Genomic DNA, 3,779 nt, shown 5'->3' on the forward strand with positions numbered 1-3,779 from the left:
GTAATCTTTTGTTATAAATTTACGCAACTGCCACAAGCGGCAACACGTTACCTGCAAGCTTAAGAGAACCAAAACAATGAGAAGAACAATAATACTTTTACTGACAATTTTTATCTCAAACGTATCTTACGGACAGAGAACTGAAACAGTTTACTTGAATGAAAAAGACAGCACCTCAAATATGTTCATAGCTGTTTTTCCAAAAAATGAAAGTATAAAATCGTTTATGATACTGTTAGATGGTTTTGGAAATTCACCAAATAGTGCATTATCACAAACAGAAATTCCAAAATTTGCCTCGAAAAATGGCATTTTGACAATTATGCCAGTTTTAAAGACAGGCTCTTCATATTGGGGAAGTGATATGGCTTCTCAAGAATCACTAAAAGAAATTATTCATCTTGTTGTTTCTAAATATCAACTCAAAGACAAAGATTTTTATATTGGTGGATTTGGAATTGGCGGGACTTGTGCTGTAAAATATTCTGAATTAGCAGTTCAAGAAAATTATGAAATTAAACCCAAAGCAATTTTTGCAATTAATCCAATTCTCGATTGGGAACGTTATTATAATGGAGCAAAAAGAGTTATAAGACTTTCAGACGCTACAAAAGTTAACGATGAAGTTTTCTATATGATAAGCCGAATAGAAAAAGAAATGGGCGGAAAACCAGAAACAGCATTGGAAAACTATCATTTGCAATCACCATATTCGTTCTCTGACACCACACAAAAAGCAATAAAAAACTTAATCAAAATTCCAATTATGATTATTTCAGAACCTGACATTCAGTGGTACTTAAAAGAACGTAATTATGATTGTTCTTATAACAATATTTTTGACCAAGTAGCAATGATTAATGAGTTACAAAGATTAGGTAATAAAAATGCTGTTTTAATTACGACAACAAATAAAGGTTACAGAATGCCGAATAAAGTTAGACATCCTAATTCTTGGAGCATTGCAGACCCGAAACAAATAATAAAATGGCTACAAGCACTTTGACAACAAAGCCAGCAGGTAACAGCAGTTTGGCAAAATGGCGGGTTCAGTGCAAAATTGAACATTCGGTTTTCAAATGAACTTTAGTGCTAAATTGAAAGTAAGTGCTTCTAAATCCGCCACTTCGCCAAGCTGCAAAACGTTGTAGGCAATATTGCCCAACTAACCTTTAAAAATTATTAACTTAAAACAACGTTTATTATGAAGAACAAATTCAAATTTTTAATTGCAAGTATATCAATTGCAATGCTATTTCTTTCTTCTTGCGAAAAAGAAATTTATGGTGAAGCTACCCGAAAACAAATCGAAAGAAATGATTTTGTTATTAACAGAAAATCGTTTAACCAATTGAATACGGAAACTAAATTTAATTCTGCTTATAAAAAAATAAATTCTGAAATTCAAAATAAAAAATTATCAAGTAAAATGGTAATGGAAGAAATGTACAATTTTACGATTGATTCCACTCAAATTAATGAAGTTTTAACAGAGAAATACACTTCATATTCTTTTGGAATAATTAGAGATACAATAAATCCAAATTTTTACGAAAATCTATTCATTGAAATTGATAGTTCTGATGCACCACAAGCCTCAATTCTGAAATTCAATATAAATCCCAACACAAAAGAGCTTATATCAATTACTTCTAAACTAATTCAATATAATATCAGCCAAACAGGCAAAATTTATTACACACCACCTTGTAGTTATGTAACTGTAACTACAGAAACTCCATGTGTTTGTGCTGGTCATTGGCCTGGAGAGTGTGGTGGTTGTTCTGAAGGACCACCAACTTCTTCAACTCAAACTTATTTGGTATGTCGTGAAGATGCTGGTGGTAGTGGTGATACTTGGACTAATACATCGTCTGAAAACGGTGGTGGTGGTAGCGGTGGTACATCTATTTCTGCACCAAGAGTATTAACACCTAAAGAACAAAGAATAAAAAATTTCATGTTACAATTAACACCAGAGCAAAAAAACTGTCTTAATAGCCAAGATGAAAACATACAAGGAGAATTAATGAGTTTTCTTGAAAATGAAATGGATATTGATGGTTTGATTTCATCTGAAACATCATATTCTGCTGAAGATATTGCAAATGCAGAAGCTGCTTTACAAACACTTTGCAATGGTGGTGATGTAGATTTTGATAATAAAGTTATGTTAGATTCTACATTTGTAAACAACCAAAAAGTAATGTGTATTTATACAAAAATGAGAACAATAAATGCTTTTAATAAAGCGTTAGAACCATTTGAAGGAGCAAGCTCAAAAGCTTTTATTAAATTAAAGACTGATATATTAGATGATGCAGATAGAGCATTCACAACAGAACCAGATTCAAATAATATTATTGAAATTACATTAAATAGTTGTCCAACTTGCCAAAATGGTATTAATTACCAACCAAACACAATGATTGCTCAAACAATTATACATGAAGTTTTACATGCTGAATTTTTTAGAAGAATCATTGTTGCTATTAATAATGGTAGTTATATTCATGATTATGATACTATTGTAAATGCGTTAGAAAACAGTCAATATAGTCAACTTGCGGAATATATTAGAACCACAGAGGATTGGTCTCATAATTATATGGCGGAAAATTTTAGAAGAGCAATTGCAAGAGTTACACAGCAATATGATACAGGTATTGCGGTAAGTGGAATACCTGATGCATTTTATACAAATTTGGCATGGAGAGGATTAAACAATGCTGATGTTAATGCATGGGTAAATTTATCTCCAACAGCACAAATTGATATAAATACAGCTATTAGCAACTTTGTTTCATCAAATTCAAATCAGTTATGTCCATAAAAATAAAATATATTATATTTAGCTTTATTATTTTTAATTTTTCTAATGCACAAGAAAAAGAAGATTTATTTCTGATGTTTAATGAAGGCTCAATTGACACTTGTTATTATAGCCCATATAGAGATGGTAGAAATAAAAAACTTGCTAAATATGAACAAAAATTCAATTATGGACTTTTTGTTTATGGTAATCAATGTTTTTCTTTTAAAAAGAACAAAAAAGTTGAAGAAATTAATTCGTCAGAGTTTAATCAAATAAAAATAAGCAATATAGATGCATTTTTTCGAAAAAGAGAAATTATTGAAAACCAATTAAAAAATCCAAATCAGCTTTATAAAAATATATACTTATTAATTCCTTCATTAAACAATACTTTTTTTAAAATAGAAGTTGAATGGAAAGAAGTATATATCAATTCAGATGATAAATGTTATGAATACATAGACTAAATACAGCCTACAACCACAGTTTGTAACAATAGCGGCTTTCGGGATAAACTGAAAGTCGCTATTGTTACAAACTGTATAACGTTGTGTGCAACATATTTTCCGAACTTACGCCGAAAGCTTCTCTCCTATTTTTTCCGAAAGAAATTAATTAAAATTGTTACCGAAAAATCTTGCGTGACAATTGAAAACCGAACCAAACTTTGTCGATAAACTTTGTGCTGAAATTACGTTTTCGGGAAAATCCGTTGTGAAATTAAAAACTGAAACTAAACTTTGCGTGAAAATATGCTTTGCGTGACAACCCAAACTTTGCCGAAAAACTTTGTGTTGAGTTTTTTTAAGTTCCGAAAATATCATGCAGCACACAACAGCGGTTTAAAAATATGGCTAGTTTCGGGAATTTTTGAAATGGCGCAGTTGCTAAATTTAAAGTTTTGTGTATATTTGTGAAGGCTTGGTGTTGGGTTTTAGCCACATTTTTAAGCCTCAGAACGTTG

3 protein-coding genes are annotated in these 3,779 nt (G+C 30.8%); all 3 read left to right on the forward strand.

Features of this window, described 5'->3' with window-relative positions:
• Nucleotides 1–76: 76 nt before the first annotated feature.
• Nucleotides 77–1,006: an alpha/beta hydrolase gene (locus GFJ94_RS11435; RefSeq protein WP_153201666.1), complete on the forward strand. Its 930-nt coding sequence runs from the start codon at nucleotides 77–79 to the stop codon at nucleotides 1,004–1,006.
• Nucleotides 1,007–1,204: 198 nt separating this feature from the next.
• Nucleotides 1,205–2,833 (forward strand): hypothetical protein, encoded by a 1,629-nt coding sequence (locus GFJ94_RS11440; RefSeq protein WP_153201667.1) that lies wholly within the window; start codon nucleotides 1,205–1,207, stop codon nucleotides 2,831–2,833.
• Complete coding sequence (locus GFJ94_RS11445) at nucleotides 2,824–3,282, forward strand: hypothetical protein (RefSeq protein WP_153201668.1); 459 nt, start codon at nucleotides 2,824–2,826, stop codon at nucleotides 3,280–3,282. The genes GFJ94_RS11440 and GFJ94_RS11445 overlap by 10 nt, the downstream gene beginning before the upstream one ends.
• The last annotated feature ends 497 nt before the right edge of the window (nucleotides 3,283–3,779 follow it).

It is taken from the genome of Flavobacterium sp. LMO8 (genome assembly GCF_009495755.1).
GTDB lineage: Bacteria > Bacteroidota > Bacteroidia > Flavobacteriales > Flavobacteriaceae > Flavobacterium.